Origin of the sequence: Colwellia sp. PAMC 20917 (assembly GCF_001767295.1) — a bacterium.
GTDB lineage: Bacteria > Pseudomonadota > Gammaproteobacteria > Enterobacterales > Alteromonadaceae > Colwellia_A.
On the sequence record NZ_CP014944.1, the window covers coordinates 327,347 to 343,389 of the forward strand.

Consider the following 16,043-nt stretch of genomic DNA (forward strand, 5'->3'; position numbering starts at 1 on the left):
AAAACCCTACGGGTGTAGGGCTTTTAAGCAGAGACAATAACGACTTAATCGATTAGCTGATACTGCTCGCGTAAAATATCAATAATTTCAGCTTTAGGGTTAGCAGACAAAACAATTTTTTGACCGGTAATTTTCTCAGCGATCGCTGTGTATGTTTGTGACACATCCATTAACACGGATGCCGGTAACTCATTGTTACGAGCTAAGGCTAAGCGCTCGTCCATGCGATTTTTATTTAATAAAATATCAGCATCAGGGAAATGTGCTAAAAGTAATTGGCGGAAACCTTCTTTAGAGTTTTCAACCACTTTACCGGCACGATATTGCTCGCCATCCCAAATACGTGAAGAATCAGGCGTACCCACTTCGTCCATATAAATTAACTTGTCGTTGCCCGCTTTGTCTTTTACATAGCCAAATTCAAACTTAGTATCTACAAAGATTTGGTCAAGCTTTGCCAACGCATCAGAAATAACGTCAAAACCTTCCGTTAATAATTTTTCGTATAAAGTAATATCATCAGGCGTTTTAAAATTAAAGGCTTCAAAATTATCTTCAATATTTTTGCGAGTAATATTAACATCATCAATCGCAGGAACGCCCGGAATGCCTTCTAAAATACCTTTTGTTGAAGGTGTTTGTAGAAGTTCAGGTAGCTTTGAATCTTTCAATAATCCTTCAGCTAATTCGATACCACAAAAATCACGTTCACCTTTTACGTATGAACGCCACATAGAACCGGTAATATACTGACGACAGATAGCTTCAATCATTACAGGTTTAGCTTTTTGTACGATCCAAACAAACGGATGTGGAATATCAAGAATATGACTATCGGCTAGACCTTGATCTTTAAATAATTTAAACCAATGATTTGATATAGCATTCAGTGATGCACCTTTTCCAGGTACACCTTGCATACCACCTTCGCCTTGCCAGATACATTCAAAAGCAGAAATACGATCACTAATAACCATAATGGCTAAAGGTGTGTCGTCGGCAACATCATAGCCTTTCTCTTGAATTAGTCGCTTACTATCCGCGTCAGTTAACCAATAAACACTGCGCACTTTACCGCTGTGAACTGGTGCATCGGTACGAATAGGTAAATCATTATTTACCGCTAAAATTTGATCTGCAAGACTCATCGGTTTAAACCTTAATTATCAAGTTAATATTAATTGTAGCGAATAATATCTTTGCGCGTTATCCCAAAAGATAAAATAGTATTCGGTATAATTAATAAAAACATTTTAATACATTATAACCAAGGTGTTTAGTTTAATTTCCAAAGTAAAGAACGGAGCTAATAACTATTAGTAAGTACTTTAAAACGCAGAAAGTGAGCTAAAGAACAAGTTAGTATGATTAAAAAAAGAAAAGGACGCCTAATGGCGTCCTTATCTCAAAGCTTTTTCAAGTTCTATGCAGCTAAAGCAGCTTTCGCTTTTTCAACTAAGAATGTGAATGTTGCTTTGTCGTATACTGCAATATCAGCTAGGATCTTACGATCGATTTCAATAGCAGCCTTTTTAAGACCATTAATGAAAACACTGTAAGATAAACCGTTTATGCGAGCTGCTGCATTTATACGAGTGATCCAAAGCTGACGGAATTGACGTTTACGTTGACGACGATCGCGGTAAGCGTACTGACCTGCTTTAGTTACTGCTTGATAAGCAACACGGTAAACACGGCTACGTGCTCCGTAATAACCTTTAGCTTGCTTTAGAACCTTCTTGTGACGTGCACGAGCTTGTACACCACGTTTTACTCTAGCCATTCTATATCTCTCCTATTAACCGTGACGTAAAAGTTTTTTAACTGACTTAATGTCAGCCGCCGAAATCATGCACTTAGCACGAAGATGACGTTTAACTTTAGTACGACGCTTAGTCAAGATATGACGAAGGCCAGCTTGTTTGAACTTGTAGCCAGAGGCTGTTTTTTTAAAGCGCTTCGCAGCACCTTTGTTAGTTTTCATTTTAGGCATGAATATTACTCCGCATTCATGTTTGTGCTATTACACATAAACATTGCCATTGAAATTTAGCAACTTAGGCGAAAAACTTAACGCGTTTATTTAAGGATAAACAAAAATAAACGTTAGTTTTTACTTTCAGGCCTAAAGTTACCCGTTAAAATCAATAATGGTGAACTTATTTTAATTTACATCAAACTAAGTTACTTGAAATACCGGTTATTGATTATTTTTTAGGTGCTAGTACCATCACCATTTGTCTTCCTTCCGCACGACGCGGGAAGAATTCAAGTACAGTTAACTCTTCTAAATCGTTTTTAACGCGAGTTAGTAGTTGTAAACCGAGTTCTTGGTGAGCCATTTCACGACCACGGAAACGTAAAGTTACTTTAACTTTATCGCCACCCTCTAAAAAGCGCTTCAGGTTGCGTAGTTTTACCTGATAGTCGCCTTCATCTGTTCCAGGACGGAATTTAATTTCCTTAACCTGTATCTGTTTCTGGTTTTTGCGTTGTTCTTTTTGTTCTTTAGCTTTTTCATAGATAAACTTACCGTAATCCATAACACGGAGTACAGGAGGTTTAGCCGTAGGGCTTATTTCAACAAGATCAACACCAGCTTCGTCAGCTTGATCCATTGCTTCATCTAATGTGACGATGCCACCAGGCTCTCCGTCAAATCTAATCAAACGAACTTCATTATCAGCAATACCTGTAATTAACTCATTTAAACGATGTGCTGGCTCTTTTTGCCCGCCTCGTTGTCCACCTTTAATAGCCATGTTCCTCCAAAGAACTTTGTTCCGAGTAGCTGGTGTTATTTTTAACTTAACAACTACTCAGATTAATAAAATATTTTGATGTATGTTATAAACGTTATTATAAGTAATTTCAACGCTAACTGCGAGAGTTAACTTCTTCACTTAGTTTAGAAATAAAGTCATCAACAGACATTTTGCCTAAATCTTCACCACTTCGCGTTCGAATAGCGATTTCGCCTGCTTCCATTTCTTTGTCACCAACAACTAACAAATATGGAACACGCTTCAAAGTGTGCTCGCGGATTTTAAAGCCTATCTTCTCATTTCTCAAGTCTAGTTTTACTCTAAATCCACTTTCTTTTAGTTTTTTAACAACTTTTTCACAATATTGACCCTGTTTGTCGGTAATATTCATCACAGTTGCATGAATTGGAGATAACCAGGTCGGAAACTTCCCGGTAAACTCTTCAATCAAAATTCCAATAAAACGCTCAAGTGAACCTAAAATAGCACGATGAATCATCACTGGGATGTATCTTTCGTTGTCTTCACCAACATAAGTTGCGCCTAAACGCTCTGGTAAAGCAAAATCGAGTTGCACTGTACCACATTGCCAAGCACGACCTAAACAATCCATTAAGGTAAATTCAATCTTAGGACCATAAAATGCTCCTTCGCCTGGCAAATATTCAAATTTGATGTCGCTGTCGGTTAATGCTTGTGCAAGACCCGCTTCAGCTTTGTCCCAAATTTCATCACTACCAATGCGATTTTCAGGACGCGTTGATAATTTAACAACAACATCTTCAAAACCAAATGAACCATAGACATCGTATACCATCTCGATACATTTTTTTACTTCGGCTTGAACTTGTGACTCCATACAGAAAATATGAGCATCATCTTGAGTAAAACCACGAACGCGCATTAAGCCATGTAATGAACCTGATGGCTCATTACGATGACAACAACCAAACTCAGCGATACGTAAAGGTAAATCGCGGTACGATTTCAAACCTTGGTTGAATATCTGTACATGACCTGGACAGTTCATTGGTTTTATCGCGTATTCACGCTTTTCAGACTCAGTGGTGAACATGCCGTCGGCATATTTTTCCCAATGACCTGATTTTTCCCAAAGGCTTCTGTCCATCATCATCGGCGCTTTAACTTCGTCATAATCATATTCGTGTAATTTTTCACGAATAAATTTCTCTAACTCAGTGTAAATTGTCCAACCATCGTTATGCCAAAACACCATGCCTGGTGCTTCTTCTTGCCAATGAAATAAATCTAATGTTTTACCAATTTTACGGTGATCGCGCTTTTCAGCTTCTGCTAAACGAACGATATACGCTTTAAGTTGCTTTTTATCAGCCCAAGCTGTGCCGTAAATACGTTGCAACATTTTGTTGTCAGAATTACCGCGCCAATAAGCACCAGCAACTTTCATCAATTTAAAATGATGACAATGACGCATACTAGGTACATGAGGACCACGACACATATCAATGTATTCTTGGTGATGATATAAAGCAGGCGTATCAGTTTTCTCGATGTTTTCATCAAGAATCTGTAATTTGTAGGTTTCACCACGCTCAGTAAACGCATCGTAAGCGTCTTGCCATGAACCTGTTTTCTTAACAACTTCATAACCGGTGCGTGCTAGTTCAGTCATACGTTTTTCAAGTTTGACTAAATCGTCTTCAGTAATTGACTCTTCAAGGTCAATATCATAATAAAAGCCGTTATCAATCGTTGGTCCAATCGCCATTTTAACATTTGGGTATAACTGCTTAATAGCATGCCCTAGTAAATGCGCACAAGAATGACGAATAATCTCAAGAGCTTCGTTATCTTTATTAGTGATAAGTTGTAAAGAAGCATCTTGGGTAATTAATTCACAAGCATCAACAAGATTTCCGTCGATACGACCCGCGATGGTTGCTTTAGCAAGACCAGGTCCTATGTCTAAGGCAACATCCATTACCGATACTGCATTGTCGAATGAACGTTTTGAACCGTCAGGGAGAGTGATAACAGGCATTAATTTTCCTTTATTTCAGTGGCGTCACACACAAAGTGACGCTTGAATATATTTTTAATAATATAAACTATTTCTTTTGGGAAATATTTGAGGTCGCAAATATAGGGGAATTCCCCTTTATTTGCAATATAAAGACAGACTTATCTTTTTGCCATCATTGCCAGCGCCATCGCTTCTGCGACTTTAATACCATCAATACCCGCTGATAATATACCACCTGCATAACCAGCACCTTCACCAGCCGGATAAAGACCTTCGACATTAATGCTTTGCAGTGACTCTCTATCACGGGTAATTTGAATGGTTGATGATGTTCTTGTCTCAACAGCCGTTAATGTCGCATCATTCATTGAAAAACCTTTTATCTTACGTTCAAAGGCAGGTAATGCTTCACGAATAGCGGCAATAGCGTAATCAGGTAAGGTTTCACTTAAGTCGCAATATTTAACGCCGGGCTTGTATGAAGGGCTAACTTCGCCATGCTCACCGCTTTTACGTCCAGCAAGAAAATCACCAACCAACTGCACTGGCGCATCATAATTTTCTCCACCGAGTTTAAAGGCTGTTTCTTCTAAACGGCGTTGAAATTCAATACCCGATAATACGTCTGAAGGATCATCTTTATTAGCAAAGTCGCTAGGCTCAATACCAACAACAATTGCGCTATTGGCATTACGCTCATGACGCGAGTATTGGCTCATACCATTAGTGACTAAGCGCCCTTCTTCTGATGCCGCTGCAACTACAGTTCCGCCAGGACACATACAGAAGCTGTAAACACTTCGACCATTATTACAATGGTGTACTAATTTATAATCTGCAGCGCCTAATATTTCATTACCGGCATTGTCACCAAAACGTGCATCATCAATAACTGATTGCTCATGTTCTATGCGAAAGCCAACTGAAAAAGGTTTAGCTTTTACCGAGACTTTATTTTTAACAAGCATCTCAAAGGTGTCACGAGCGCTATGACCTACGGCTAAAGCAACATAATTGGTATCAATACGTTCGCCACTGGCCAGTGTTAAGCCATTAATACGTTTGTGTCCATCAGTACCTTGCTCTTCGTCAAAATGAAATTCGTCAACGCGTTGTTCAAAACGAATTTCACCACCAAGCGCAATAATTTTAGCGCGCATTTGCTCAATCATAGTAACGAGCTTAAAGGTACCAATATGCGGTTTACTCACAAATAAAATTTCTTCAGGCGCGCCTGCATCAACAAATTCATGCAGCACTTTACGGCTATAATGTTTCTTGTCTTTAACTTGGCTGTAGAGTTTACCATCAGAAAAAGTACCTGCACCACCCTCACCAAATTGTACATTAGATTCAGTATTGAGTATTTTTTTGCGCCAAAAGCCAAAGGTATCTTTGGTGCGTTGACGTACTTCTTTACCGCGCTCTAAAATAATCGGCTTAAATCCCATTTGAGCAAGTACTAATCCGATAAATAAGCCACATGGACCAAAGCCAATAACAACAGGTCGTTGTGATAAGACTTCTGGCGCTTGGGCAACAAAATTGTAGCTCATGTCAGGGCTTACTTTTACTTGGCTGTCTTTAGCAAATTTTTCAAGTAATTCTTCATTAAGGCGAGTGTCTACATCAAGCGTATAAATCAACACTATTTTTGCTTTTTTACGTGCGTCATATCCGCGCTTATGAACCGTAAAATCAATTAGCTGATCTTCAGAAATTGATAATGTATCTAGAATAGCCAGTTTTATATCAGCTTCTTCATGATCAAGCGGCAGTTGGATATTTGTTAAACGCAACATAGTGAGCGGTTCCAAAAAGAGAAAAGGGAATTTTTCGGCATTTTACCTGAACATACCTCTCAGTTAAATCAACAATTGAAATTATTGCTAAGCTAGGTATGATCAGCTCGAAAATATTTCATCTCATCAAAAGAGTACGTTATGGCATTTGTAGTTACCGACAATTGTATAAAATGTAAATATACCGACTGTGTAGCAGTATGCCCAGTGGATGCATTTTATGAAGGTCCTAATTTTTTAGTCATCAGTCCTGAAGACTGTATTGATTGTGACTTATGTCCGGTTGAATGCCCTGCAGGCGCCATATATCAAGAAGATGACGTTCCTGAAGATCAAAAAGAATTTATCGAACTCAATGCTGAGTTAGCTAAAGTATGGCCGAGAATAACCGAAGTAAAACCCGCACCTGGCGATGCACAAGAATGGGATGGCGTACCCAATAAAATAGCTCACTTAATTATTGAAAATTAAAATCAGCTCAGCAAAATAAACACATTGCTCAATTATTAACTATACTCACACCAACAGGGTCAATGAATAATTGGTGCATTATGTGGCAATCTATTGAGCAAGCAATCAAAACTGAAACCGGTGAGCAATTCACAATTGAAAAAAAACGCCTTATTTCAACAAGTGAAAGCAATTTAGCTTACCAACTAAGCAATAAGCAACATCATTACTTTATTAAAATTAAAGATAAAAATCACTTCAACCATTTTGAATCAGAAGCTTACGCCCTAAATCAAATACGTTCTCTTAAACAAATCACTTGCCCTGAAGTTATAGCATTAGGAAGCACCCTTGATAAAAGCTTTATTGTGCTTGATTACATTCCATTTTCACACGCTACCGAAAAACATTGGTATAATTTAGGTGCACAGCTCGCCTTGATGCATAAAGGTTCGTCACATGGACAATTTGGTTGGCAACACGACAATTATATTGGCGACACTTTACAGCCGAACAACTGGCGTAGTAATTGGAAAACCTTCTTCTCAGAACAACGAGTTGCTTGGCAATTACAATTACTGAGCGAAAAATCAATAACACTGGGTAACATTGACCATATTACTGATATTTGCCACGACGCATTAAATCATCACGATGTTAAACCTTGCCTAGTTCATGGTGACTTATGGATGGGTAACTTAGGCTTCACGGACTCTTTGTCAGTCATTTATGATCCTGCTTGCTATTATGGTGACCGAGAAGTCGATATTGCGATGACCGAACTCTTTGGCCAACTACCTTATGATTTTTATCAGGGTTACCAAGATATTTTCCCCCTTGAAAAAGGCTATGAGCAACGAAAGCTCATTTATAATTTTTATCATATCCTAAATCATGCAAATCTATTTGGTGGTATCTATATTGATCAATCGAGAGCTTTGTTATCTCGAATTTTATCATTACATTAATGTTAAAATAAAATTGATTGCACACAGTAAGTTAAATAATTTAGACAACTTTATTTTTGATTTTGTTAGCGATTTTTACAAATATGAACATACTTAATCATCAGTAACCAAAAGAATCTAGGAGGCAAAATGTCCCAGGAATCAAGCTTACAAGCGATAAAAGACAAACGTATTAGCTGCCCTCATTGTGGTCATCACTTACATTTAGCTTTAGATACATCGGCTGGTGATCAAGATTATTACGAAGAGTGCCCTTCTTGTTGTCGAGATATTCACTTAAATATGCATATTGATGAATACCGCCAAAAAATTCAATTAGCGATAGACAGTGATGACGAACAAGTTTTTTAGTAATTATTACTCTTGTTTTCGCTTCACCATTGTTTTTTATAAAGGCTAAATTCACTAGAGAAACATTGCACAACTGCTTTAAACCTATATCATTCTCATCTTGATCATTTTTCTTCTTAAAATGATGGTTTTATAAGCACTCTTCCCTAATGAATATTACTGACTTTAGAAAAAACACCAAAAGCCTAATGAAATTGGCTTATCCTATTTTGATCGCTCAACTTGTGCAAACCCTAATGGGATTTGCAGACACGGTGATGGCTGGTCGAGTGAGTGCAACCGACATGGCTGCAGTAGCGGTTGCTAGCAGTGTTTGGTTACCCTTAATACTAACTATATATGGTTTAGTCATGGCACTTGCTGCCATAGTATCGCAACTTGCTGGAGCAAAAAAATTCCATTACGTTGCCAAAGCGACCTATCAAACCGCATGGATAGCATTAACCTTAGGTCTGTTGTTGATCGTTTTATATTATGCGATCACCCCCTTAGTCATTGAACAAATCCCACTAGAAAGTCATTTAAAACAATTACTTTTTGACTACTTAGGCTATATCGTTTGGGGTGGTCCGGGTTTTTGTTTATATCTTGTCTTAAGAAACTACTCTGAAGGTTTGTCGCATACCAAACCAACAATGATCATCAGTATCATAGGTTTGTTAATTAATATTCCGGCTAATTATATTTTTATCTACGGTGAGTTTGGCATGCCTGCATTAGGTGGTGCCGGTTGTGGTATCGCCACAGCTATCGTTTATTGGGTTATGTTTGTCTCGATGTTCATTTATTGTTACGTATCAAAAAAATTAAAACATGCCTCATTATTTGAACGTTTTTACTGGCCAAATTGGCTAGAAATAAAAGAAATACTGACGATCGGTTTTCCTATTGCAATGTCATTACTGTTTGAGGTGAGTTTATTTGCCGTAGTCGCAATTATTCTGGTGCCCTTTGGCGCAGAGGTTGTTGCAAGCCATCAAATAGCCATTAACTTTTCAGGCTTAGTATTTATGGTGCCATTAAGTTTAGCTATGGCCGTGACTATACAAGTGGGTTATGCCGTTGGTAATAATGATTTAGCTAACGCGAAAGAAATATGCAATTATTCACTGATATTGTCACTTGTTATTGCAGTTGGTACTGCACTATTAACGATTGCTTTACGCTACCCCATCGCAGAAATATATACGCTAGATAGAAAAGTGATTGAGTTAGCCGCTAGCTTAATGTTTTTAGCTTCTTTATTTCAGTTTTCCGATGCAATACAAGTTATTTCTGCGGGAGCATTGCGAGGCTATAAAGATACGCAGTCTATTTTATACATTACTTTCTTTTCATATTGGGTCATTGGCTTAAGTTTAGGGCTAATTTTAGGGTTAACCAACTGGATAATTGACCCGATTGGTCCTTATGGTTTTTGGATAGGTATAATTTTTGGCTTAACAACTGCAGCCGTATTATTAGCTTGGCGACTCAGTATCATTCAAAAAAGAGTCGAAATGGCGCATTAATAAGCAAACAGTTAATTATTTAAATTGAAATACATAAAACTACTTGCAACTAACATTTCATATCGATAATATGACGCCCGTTGGTTAAAGCAACTAACAATTGCTCGCTTAGCTCAGTTGGTTAGAGTACTTGCATGACATGCAAGGTGTCACTGGTTCGAGTCCAGTAGCGAGCACCAAATTAAAGAACGGGATTACAGCGATGTAATCCCGTTTTTGCTTTAATAAACAAATTGTTACGGCTAATCTAAATAACTATCTCTTATTGATTTGTAGATGGTATCTAAAGAAATTCCCTTCAACAAGTGACCAATTTACTACGGACAGATCCTAAACTAAGTGAGTCTGATGATATAAGGTCTTTAGGGGATAAATTACATGATGATTCCGTGCGACCCAAGAAGTAACGCCTCGGTACACATGAAGGTGTTGCAAGCTCATATATACTCGCTGATTCAAAAAATTACATATTGCGAATTTATCGATAGATTGTAGCAATTAATGTAACAAAATAAATTGTAAATAATCGTCCTGTTATATAACAATGTAATTAGACTTTAATTGACTTTTTTACACCTCTTAACCGTAAATCTACACATCTATTAAACCCATCAACAGTTATCAGAGACTATAAAGACCTTAAGTATGTTCTACTTTAGGATGGTGTTTCCTATTAAGAGGGGTTGTTCTAATCGATTATGTCAGGAAGCTACAAAGCGGTCTTAATTTTTGTTTAATTTATCATAGCCAAAGGTCTGCTTGGCCATTGCCGACATTCATCATAAAATGAATACTAGCTCAGTACCAACAGGGCATTTTATTCTGAAGTGGCTATTTATTATTAAGTTATATTATTCCCGCTAACGATAGTTGCTCTTTTACAGCATCAATCCTAGTGTTGATGACCTCTTTGAAAGACTTGCCATCAATATTTAAAGCAAAATAATAAGTTTCTTTCTTGGTTTCAATAAACCCTACATACCAGCCTAGGGCCTTATCTTGAGCGACTCCACCAGCTCCCGTTTTGGTATATAGTTTATAATCTTCGGTAGATTCAGCTAACATGATGTCTTTCAACTGCATCAATGAACTTTTCGATACTGCTAACTTATGATTATATACGCGTTGAAGGAAGTCGACTTGCTCTTTAGCACTTATTTTTATACTTTTATTCAACCAAAAATTATCAATACCTGATGATATATCTTGATTACCATATTGAAAATCAGCTAAGTATTGACTCATTCTCTTTTTATTAATTTTACTTGCTGTATCTTGATAGATAGGAACTGCCGAATACTTATAAGCCTCCCTTAAAGAAATAGGTGCTTCATACCAAGTTTTAGGCCACCACTTTTGAATTGGATAATCCGCTATATCAAAAGTAAGCTCTACTTCAGTATTTTTAATGACGCCTGTATCTAAAGCTATAAGGGAATGTGGAATTTTGAATGTTGACCAAGGTGTCATTCGCTTAACAGCTCTTTCGGGATTTATAATACTGTATTCACCAGACTGTTCACTTTTTAGAACAAAGGTGCATGAGCTATGACATAAAGAATTAGCATGAGTTGCTATCGAAAAACTAAACCCTAGTAAAGAAATTAATAACTTTTTAAATTTTATCATTTTTGTCCAATATAATTATTATGGTTTCAATATGAACTGTTTATTACCAAGCTTAAATCAAGCCACTTCAAATGGTTACGTCAACTATGGGTATTTCAAAACACATAGATTTGACCGAACCAATAATTCTCTCATTACTGACAAAATGGCACAACAGCGGACATAGACGGTTAGCTATTACAGCAATCTTGTCCTTCTTGGATTGGTGGGCATTTAGCAGTTCCATAAGAACAGAAAACGCAACAATCACCTTTTAAGGGCTTTAATAATGCTTTGCATGATTCACATTCATAGAACCACTGACAGGCATTGGTTGGCATTTTTTCTGTTTTATTATGTCCGCACTCTGGACAAGTTATTGTTGAGTTTAATTTTATACTTTGCATATTATCTCCTTTATAGGTTTTACAATATCTAATACTGACATTACGACCATTAAACTTATGCCAAAGTAGAATAAATAGGTGCTCCAACCATATTGCCAAAGAGGATATAGTGTTAGTAAAACAGCTGTAGGACCAAGAATACTTAAAGCACCTCTTAAATGGCTTTTATTGCGATACCAATTATATATATTTACGAGTAACGCAAGGGTAGCGAAAATAGGTAGTAAAGTATTTACTGCAACGCCTTCAAAAAACGAAAGAAATCCCAAACCAAATACGGATACCAACGAGCCTAATGCAGGAAAACAGGCAGTACAACTAAGGGCTGCTATCAAAACCCCACCAGAGCCAACTTTATCGAGTAATTTGTTTATCATATAGAATCATTCCTAAGTAATTTATCATCACGATAAACCCCGTATACAGATACGGAGTCAACAATTACTTTAATGAGTCAATAATAGGGCAAGAATATTGGTCTTGATTGGTTTTACATGAATTTGTCATTTTACTAATAACGCTCTCTAGACGCTGTAAATCAAATATTTTATTTCGAATTATATCCAATTTTTGCAAACCTAGGCTTTCTACTTGGGCGCAGTTATTTTCCATAGACATTAGTGAGGATATCTCTTTTAATGTAAAGCCAAGAGCTTTTGCTTTAGCGATAAACCTAAGCTTGTCTTCAATAGCACTACTATATAAACGATAACCATTTTCTGGCTTAATAGGTTGAGAAATAAGTCCTTTTTTTTCATAAAACCTTATGGTCTCAATATTTATATCTAACTCTTTGGCGAGCTTGCCAATTGTCTTCATACCTATAGTCACTTATAAAGTTAAATGATTTCACAATCTGAGAAATGAAGTATATTAAATCATTGCTTATCGTTCAATTAAGTCATTATTGCTAATAACGCTGAGTGTCTTTTTTGAGCCTTGAACTAGACGTTAGCTATAACTACTTGCTAATTTCCGCTTTAACGCACCAAGGGGACATTAGAACCTACAAATATTAGGCTAAAACTAAATTGGTTTGGACTTTTGTTTAACCGTCACTTATGCCGATTTGAAGACCTAAGGTGTTAGAAACATACCTAAAGTTTTGGGACAGTAAGCGCTCGTAAATTGAGAACATAATCACTATTCCTAGCAGTCACAATGAGCCGAAAGCCGACATTTTTTAGGTTTATTTCAATTCAATAATTAGCCCACAGTGTCATCAAAACAGACATTCTGAACTTCCCTAACCTTGCTAGAAAACAAATGAGTTACATCGTAACCTCAACTAGAGGTGTTTATAAGCAAAGTCAAGGAAGTCCACTAGGGTATTTGAACAAAACAATAACGTTTCTTTTCCCTCAATTTACATCTGCTATAATTATATTTCGCTCTAAAGGTTGGGTGTTTTATGAAATTTTGTGCTTTTGTTATATTATTATCGTTTTTCTCACTATCAACGTTTTCAAAATCAATAACGTTAAGTCGAGGGGAAGATGCTGTATTACAAAATTTTTCTGAATTAATACTTCAAAAAGCATATCAAAAAATAGGTATTGAATTAAAGGTAATACATGTACCCATTGCTAGATCTTTGGTCTTGGCAAACAATGGCATAATAGATGGTGATGTCTCAAGAATTTCAAAAATTGAAAATCAATATGGCAACTTAATAAAAATTCCAGTACCAATTAATCATATTGATATCAGAATGTTTACTTATAATAAAAAGCTATTGGAGAATAAAAATAACATAAATGGTTTTTATCGGATGGGATGTGTTCGAGGATATTAGGCGACAATTAGCTTGGCCGGGTCGCGACAATTAGGTTGACCGGTTTTGGTACACTTTAGATATATCAAATTCAATAGAGAAAGATATGTCTGGAAAACCCATAACCAAGCAACAGGTTAATTTATATATGTCTTATCGTAAGGATCATAAACAAACAGCAGCCGCTGCCCAATCTGGTATGTCAGAGCGTACAGCTCGGCGTATCGAATCCGGCCAGCATTCAACCACACATCTCCCTAGGGTTTATCGAACACGCAAAGATCCATTTAATGGTGCGTTTGAAGAGCATCTAGTGCCATTGCTCAAAGCAGATCCTGAACTTCAACCCATAACTTTATTAGATCAGCTCGATACACTCATGCCAGGTAAATTTGGTCACAATCATTTACGTACGTTACAACGTCGAGTCAAAAAGTGGTTGGCAACTGAAGGGCCAGAGCAAGAAGTTATCTTTCGTCAAAAGTACATGCCAGGGTTTATGGGGATATCTGATTACACTTGGATGAACAAACTTGAAATATCTATTGCAGGCCAAGCATTTTCTCATAAGCTTTTTCATTACAAGTTAGTGTTCAGTGGCTGGACGTATGCTCAACTTGTCTTTGGTGGTGAAAGTTTCGAATCACTCTCTACAGGTTTACAAAATGCATTTTGGCGCAGTGGTGGTGTACCACAGACACACCGAACCGATAGCTTAAGTGCTGCATTCAATAATCATTATGAACAGGAAGCGTTAACTGAACGCTATCAAAAGCTATGTGCTCACTATAGCGTTGTTGCGACGCGTAACAATAAAGGTGTAGCTCATGAAAATGGTGCGATTGAAGTGGCACATAGCCATTTAAAACGAAAAGTAGATCAGCAATTACGACTACGTGGCAGTCGTGATTTCGCGACAATTACCGAGTACCAATCGTTTCTTGATGTAATTGTCGCCAAAATTAATCGCCAATGCAAAACTCGATTTGATGAAGAGCGCAAGCACTTAAATGATTTGCCTAAACGTCGTACCAACGACTTCTGCGAACAATACGTTAAAGTTACCTCTAGCAGCACCATCAGTGTTAAACGTGTGACGTATACCGTACCTTCTAGATTAATTAGTCATCGATTACTTGTACACATTTATGATACTCGGCTGGATTTATTTCTTGGTCATGAAAAAACGTTATCCCTGTCTAGAGTCTATGCTCAAGGACACTTAAGATCACGAGCAGTAGATTATAAACATGTGATCCACTCACTTGCGAAAAAGCCCAATGCGTTCAAATACTCGCAGTTACGAGAAGATTTGATCCCAGAAGGTGACTTCAGTTTGTTGTGGCAGCAGTTAACAGCAGAGCATGTTAGCGATAAAGACTGTCGTTATATGGTTGAATTATTGTTACTCGCTCATAACTATAATTGCGAGCATGCCCTTGGTCGTTATGTCTTGAAAAACCACGAGCAAGGTAAGTTTATATCTATTGATATGTGCCGTAAATTGTTTGCCCCTAGCACGCTCGTCATACCAAACATTGTCAGTCATCAACATCAAATAAGTGATTACGATATATTGCTTGGAGGGTTACATGGCTAATATTCTAAGCTTACCAATATTACTGAAAGAGCTGCGCTTAAGTGCGATAGCCAAAGAATGGGAAGTCCTTGCCCAAAAGGCTGTTTCACAGGAGTGGGAGCCTGAATTATTCCTTGCCGAGCTATGTGAACTTGAAGCTAATCATCGTCATGAAAGTCGATTAAAACGGTTACTTAAAGAGAGTAAATTACCCGTAGGTAAACAACTACATCAATATAAATTTGACGAAATAGAAGGTATTACGTCACTGCAAATGAAACAAAAAGTTAATCAGATTGACTGGCTTAGACAAGGCCATAATATCTTATTGTTTGGTGCTAGTGGTTTAGGGAAAACTCACTTAGCGTGTGCTATTGGTTACTCATTACTTGAAAAAGCAGTGCGCGTTAAATTCAGCACTAGTACAGCTATTGTTCAAGAACTCCAACGTGCAAAAGAAACGTTGGGCTTAACTGATGCCCTAAGAAAACTCGATAAATATGAGCTGTTGATATTAGATGATATCGGCTATGTGAAAAAGACTGATAGTGAAAGTCAGGTGTTGTTTGAACTGATTGCACATCGTTATGAACGAGGCAGTTTGTTGATCACATCGAATCAAGCATTCAGTGAGTGGGATAGTATATTTGGTGACAACATGATGACTGTTGCTGCTATCGACAGACTTGTTCACCACAGTGATATCTATCAAATAAAAGGAGAAAGTTACCGAAAAAAACAAGCTATGCAACTAAATTCAAATACCGGCCAAGTTAATTGACGCCAACCGGACAAGTTAGTTGACGTCTAATACGAGGACTTA

General features: G+C 37.3%; 17 protein-coding genes and 1 tRNA gene. 8 read left to right on the top strand and 10 right to left on the bottom strand.

Annotated features, from left to right (window positions below; genetic code table 11):
- Nucleotides 1–44 precede the first annotated feature (44 nt).
- The 6 genes from A3Q34_RS01450 to A3Q34_RS01475 form a co-directional block, all read right to left on the bottom strand.
- Nucleotides 45–1,148, bottom strand: coding sequence for a phosphoribosylaminoimidazolesuccinocarboxamide synthase (locus A3Q34_RS01450; protein WP_070373743.1), 1,104 nt, complete (start codon nucleotides 1,146–1,148; stop codon nucleotides 45–47).
- 275 nt (nucleotides 1,149–1,423) lie between these two features.
- The gene (gene rplT / locus A3Q34_RS01455) at nucleotides 1,424–1,783 is read right to left on the bottom strand and encodes a 50S ribosomal protein L20 (protein WP_070373744.1); all 360 of its coding nucleotides are present in this window, start codon (nucleotides 1,781–1,783) and stop codon (nucleotides 1,424–1,426) included.
- Between the two features lie 15 nt (nucleotides 1,784–1,798).
- Nucleotides 1,799–1,993, bottom strand: a complete 195-nt coding sequence (gene rpmI / locus A3Q34_RS01460) for a 50S ribosomal protein L35 (RefSeq protein WP_070373745.1) — start codon at nucleotides 1,991–1,993, stop codon at nucleotides 1,799–1,801.
- Between the two features lie 214 nt (nucleotides 1,994–2,207).
- Nucleotides 2,208–2,762, bottom strand: coding sequence for a translation initiation factor IF-3 (infC, locus tag A3Q34_RS01465; protein ID WP_070373746.1), 555 nt, complete (start codon nucleotides 2,760–2,762; stop codon nucleotides 2,208–2,210).
- Nucleotides 2,763–2,877: 115 nt separating this feature from the next.
- On the bottom strand, nucleotides 2,878–4,788 hold the full coding sequence (gene thrS / locus A3Q34_RS01470) for a threonine--tRNA ligase (RefSeq protein ID WP_070373747.1): 1,911 nt from the start codon (nucleotides 4,786–4,788) through the stop codon (nucleotides 2,878–2,880).
- A 140-nt stretch (nucleotides 4,789–4,928) separates the two neighbouring features.
- The gene (locus tag A3Q34_RS01475) at nucleotides 4,929–6,572 is read right to left on the bottom strand and encodes an NAD(P)/FAD-dependent oxidoreductase (RefSeq protein WP_070373748.1); all 1,644 of its coding nucleotides are present in this window, start codon (nucleotides 6,570–6,572) and stop codon (nucleotides 4,929–4,931) included.
- Nucleotides 6,573–6,713: 141 nt separating this feature from the next.
- On the opposite strand from A3Q34_RS01475, the gene fdxA reads away from it, so the two are divergent.
- From fdxA to A3Q34_RS01500, 5 genes are all read left to right on the top strand, one after another.
- Nucleotides 6,714–7,043, top strand: a complete 330-nt coding sequence (fdxA, locus tag A3Q34_RS01480; RefSeq protein ID WP_070373749.1) for a ferredoxin FdxA — start codon at nucleotides 6,714–6,716, stop codon at nucleotides 7,041–7,043.
- 80 nt (nucleotides 7,044–7,123) lie between these two features.
- A complete protein-coding gene (locus tag A3Q34_RS01485; protein WP_070373750.1) occupies nucleotides 7,124–7,990 on the top strand; it encodes a fructosamine kinase family protein in 867 nt (288 codons plus the stop codon).
- A gap of 129 nt (nucleotides 7,991–8,119) precedes the next feature.
- Nucleotides 8,120–8,341 carry a CPXCG motif-containing cysteine-rich protein gene (locus tag A3Q34_RS01490; protein WP_070373751.1) on the top strand — a complete coding sequence of 74 codons (222 nt, stop codon included), beginning with the start codon at nucleotides 8,120–8,122 and terminating at the stop codon, nucleotides 8,339–8,341.
- Nucleotides 8,342–8,490: 149 nt separating this feature from the next.
- Nucleotides 8,491–9,852: an MATE family efflux transporter gene (locus A3Q34_RS01495; protein ID WP_070373752.1), complete on the top strand. Its 1,362-nt coding sequence runs from the start codon at nucleotides 8,491–8,493 to the stop codon at nucleotides 9,850–9,852.
- A 102-nt stretch (nucleotides 9,853–9,954) separates the two neighbouring features.
- A tRNA-Val gene (locus tag A3Q34_RS01500) sits at nucleotides 9,955–10,031 on the top strand.
- Between the two features lie 667 nt (nucleotides 10,032–10,698).
- Here the strand turns inward: A3Q34_RS01500 and A3Q34_RS01505 are convergent.
- The 4 genes from A3Q34_RS01505 to A3Q34_RS01520 all read right to left on the bottom strand — a co-directional run bounded on the left by A3Q34_RS01505 (nucleotide 10,699) and on the right by A3Q34_RS01520 (nucleotide 12,686).
- Entirely contained in the window at nucleotides 10,699–11,481 is a 783-nt protein-coding gene (locus A3Q34_RS01505) for a penicillin-binding transpeptidase domain-containing protein (protein ID WP_070373753.1), read from the bottom strand.
- Nucleotides 11,482–11,651: 170 nt separating this feature from the next.
- Nucleotides 11,652–11,867, bottom strand: coding sequence for a GDCCVxC domain-containing (seleno)protein (locus A3Q34_RS20765; protein ID WP_070373754.1), 216 nt, complete (start codon nucleotides 11,865–11,867; stop codon nucleotides 11,652–11,654).
- Nucleotides 11,855–12,244, bottom strand: a complete 390-nt coding sequence (gene merC, locus A3Q34_RS01515) for an organomercurial transporter MerC (protein ID WP_070373755.1) — start codon at nucleotides 12,242–12,244, stop codon at nucleotides 11,855–11,857. The genes A3Q34_RS20765 and merC overlap by 13 nt, the downstream gene beginning before the upstream one ends.
- 64 nt (nucleotides 12,245–12,308) lie before the next feature.
- Nucleotides 12,309–12,686 carry a MerR family transcriptional regulator gene (locus A3Q34_RS01520; RefSeq protein WP_070373756.1) on the bottom strand — a complete coding sequence of 126 codons (378 nt, stop codon included), beginning with the start codon at nucleotides 12,684–12,686 and terminating at the stop codon, nucleotides 12,309–12,311.
- Nucleotides 12,687–13,278: 592 nt separating this feature from the next.
- Here A3Q34_RS01520 and A3Q34_RS01525 point away from each other — a divergent pair.
- The 3 genes from A3Q34_RS01525 (at nucleotide 13,279) to istB (ending at nucleotide 16,001) form a co-directional block, all read left to right on the top strand.
- Nucleotides 13,279–13,662, top strand: coding sequence for a hypothetical protein (locus tag A3Q34_RS01525; RefSeq protein WP_070373757.1), 384 nt, complete (start codon nucleotides 13,279–13,281; stop codon nucleotides 13,660–13,662).
- 85 nt (nucleotides 13,663–13,747) lie between these two features.
- Nucleotides 13,748–15,241 (top strand): IS21 family transposase, encoded by a 1,494-nt coding sequence (gene istA / locus A3Q34_RS01530; RefSeq protein ID WP_070373501.1) that lies wholly within the window; start codon nucleotides 13,748–13,750, stop codon nucleotides 15,239–15,241.
- On the top strand, nucleotides 15,234–16,001 hold the full coding sequence (gene istB / locus A3Q34_RS01535) for an IS21-like element helper ATPase IstB (RefSeq protein WP_070373500.1): 768 nt from the start codon (nucleotides 15,234–15,236) through the stop codon (nucleotides 15,999–16,001). Before istA ends, istB begins: the two co-directional genes overlap by 8 nt.
- Nucleotides 16,002–16,043 lie beyond the last annotated feature (42 nt).

What these genes read in the sequence shown, in the direction of transcription:
- A3Q34_RS01450 (WP_070373743.1), bottom strand. Translation starts at nt 1,148, where the DNA reads ATGAGTCTTGCAGATCAAATTTTAGCGGTAAATAATGATTTACCTATT.
- rplT (WP_070373744.1), bottom strand. Translation starts at nt 1,783, where the DNA reads ATGGCTAGAGTAAAACGTGGTGTACAAGCTCGTGCACGTCACAAGAAG.
- rpmI (WP_070373745.1), bottom strand. Translation starts at nt 1,993, where the DNA reads ATGCCTAAAATGAAAACTAACAAAGGTGCTGCGAAGCGCTTTAAAAAA.
- infC (WP_070373746.1), bottom strand. Translation starts at nt 2,762, where the DNA reads ATGGCTATTAAAGGTGGACAACGAGGCGGGCAAAAAGAGCCAGCACAT.
- thrS (WP_070373747.1), bottom strand. Translation starts at nt 4,788, where the DNA reads ATGCCTGTTATCACTCTCCCTGACGGTTCAAAACGTTCATTCGACAAT.
- A3Q34_RS01475 (WP_070373748.1), bottom strand. Translation starts at nt 6,572, where the DNA reads ATGTTGCGTTTAACAAATATCCAACTGCCGCTTGATCATGAAGAAGCT.
- fdxA (WP_070373749.1), top strand. Translation starts at nt 6,714, where the DNA reads ATGGCATTTGTAGTTACCGACAATTGTATAAAATGTAAATATACCGAC.
- A3Q34_RS01485 (WP_070373750.1), top strand. Translation starts at nt 7,124, where the DNA reads ATGTGGCAATCTATTGAGCAAGCAATCAAAACTGAAACCGGTGAGCAA.
- A3Q34_RS01490 (WP_070373751.1), top strand. Translation starts at nt 8,120, where the DNA reads ATGTCCCAGGAATCAAGCTTACAAGCGATAAAAGACAAACGTATTAGC.
- A3Q34_RS01495 (WP_070373752.1), top strand. Translation starts at nt 8,491, where the DNA reads ATGAATATTACTGACTTTAGAAAAAACACCAAAAGCCTAATGAAATTG.
- A3Q34_RS01505 (WP_070373753.1), bottom strand. Translation starts at nt 11,481, where the DNA reads ATGATAAAATTTAAAAAGTTATTAATTTCTTTACTAGGGTTTAGTTTT.
- A3Q34_RS20765 (WP_070373754.1), bottom strand. Translation starts at nt 11,867, where the DNA reads ATGCAAAGTATAAAATTAAACTCAACAATAACTTGTCCAGAGTGCGGA.
- merC (WP_070373755.1), bottom strand. Translation starts at nt 12,244, where the DNA reads ATGATAAACAAATTACTCGATAAAGTTGGCTCTGGTGGGGTTTTGATA.
- A3Q34_RS01520 (WP_070373756.1), bottom strand. Translation starts at nt 12,686, where the DNA reads ATGAAGACAATTGGCAAGCTCGCCAAAGAGTTAGATATAAATATTGAG.
- A3Q34_RS01525 (WP_070373757.1), top strand. Translation starts at nt 13,279, where the DNA reads ATGAAATTTTGTGCTTTTGTTATATTATTATCGTTTTTCTCACTATCA.
- istA (WP_070373501.1), top strand. Translation starts at nt 13,748, where the DNA reads ATGTCTGGAAAACCCATAACCAAGCAACAGGTTAATTTATATATGTCT.
- istB (WP_070373500.1), top strand. Translation starts at nt 15,234, where the DNA reads ATGGCTAATATTCTAAGCTTACCAATATTACTGAAAGAGCTGCGCTTA.